The sequence below is a fragment of the Thauera sp. ZXT1-4 genome, from assembly GCF_052598215.2.
The window spans coordinates 1-1,369 of record NZ_JBQWSN020000102.1 but is presented as its reverse complement, the minus strand read 5'-3'; the positions used below and the strand labels follow the sequence as shown (position 1 = coordinate 1,369).

Sequence of the window (1,369 nt, the reverse complement as noted above, 5' to 3'; positions counted from 1 at the left end):
GCTCGAAGCGGACCTGGTCGTTGCCCTTGCCGGTGGCGCCGTGCGAGACGGCGTCGGCGCCGGTAGCGCGCGCGATCTCGATCTGGCGCTTGGCGATCAGCGGACGGGCGATCGAGGTGCCGAGCAGGTATTCGCCTTCGTAGATGGTGTTGGCGCGGAACATCGGGAAGACGAAGTCGCGCACGAACTCCTCGCGCAGGTCGTCGATGAAGATGTTCTCGGGCTTGATGCCGAACTTGAGCGCCTTGGTGCGCGCGGGCTCGAGCTCCTCGCCCTGGCCGAGATCGGCGGTGAAGGTGACCACTTCGCACTGGTAGGTGTCCTGCAGCCACTTCAGGATGACCGAAGTGTCCAGCCCGCCCGAGTAGGCGAGCACTACTTTCTTGACGTCGCTCATGCTGTTTTCCTGTTTCCTGCTGTGTTGCCGGCGCGCACGCCCGTGCATGCCGTGAGTATTGGGTAGATCAGAATTCGATGCGGCCGAGCATCAGGTATTCCATCAGCGCCTTCTGCGCGTGCAGGCGGTTCTCGGCCTCGTCCCACACCACCGACTGCGGCCCATCCATGACCTCGGCGGTGACTTCCTCGCCGCGGTGCGCCGGCAGGCAGTGCATGAAGACCGCGTCCTTGTGCGCCACGGACATCATCTCGGCATCCACGCACCAGTCGGCGAAGGCCTTCATGCGCTCCTCGTTCTCGGCCTCGAAGCCCATCGAGGTCCACACGTCGGTGGTCACCAGGTCGGCTCCGCGGCAGGCGTCCATCGGGTCGGCGAACTGCTCGAAGTTGTCGGTGCCGTACAGGCCGGCGCGCTCGGGCTCGACCTCGTAGCCGGGGGGCGTGGACACATGCACATTGAAGTCCAGCACCTCGGCGGCCTGCAGCCAGGTGTTGCACATGTTGTTGCTGTCGCCGATCCACGCCACCGTCTTGCCCTGGATGCAGCCGCGGTGCTCGATGAAGGTGAGGATGTCGGCGAGGATCTGGCAGGGGTGATATTCGTTGGTCAGGCCATTGATGACCGGCACGCGCGAGTTGGCAGCGAAGCGCTCGACGATGTCCTGCTCGAAGGTGCGGATCATCACCAGGTCGCTCATGCGCGAGATGACCTGGCCGGCGTCCTCCACCGGCTCGCCGCGACCGAGCTGCGAGTCACGCGTGTTGAGGTAGATCGCCGAGCCACCGAGCTGGTGCATGCCGGCCTCGAAGGACAGCCGCGTGCGGGTGCTGGCCTTCTCGAAGATCATCACCAGCGTGCGGTCGAACAGCGGGTGGTAGGGCTCGTAGCGCTTGAACTTGTCCTTGATCCACTTGGCGCGGGCGAAAACGTAGTCGTATTCCTCGCGCGTGAAATCCTTGAACTGAAGAT

At 64.3% G+C, this 1,369-nt stretch carries 2 protein-coding genes; both read right to left on the bottom strand.

Translation table 11 applies throughout. The annotated features are described in order from the left end of the window. On the bottom strand, positions 1-397 hold a 397-nt coding region (locus tag ACUH78_RS19260), incomplete at its 3' end, for an argininosuccinate synthase domain-containing protein (RefSeq protein ID WP_445334460.1). A 67-nt stretch (positions 398-464) separates the two neighbouring features. After that, the coding region (argF, locus tag ACUH78_RS19255; RefSeq protein ID WP_510497613.1) for an ornithine carbamoyltransferase at positions 465-1,369 on the bottom strand (905 nt) is incomplete at its 5' end.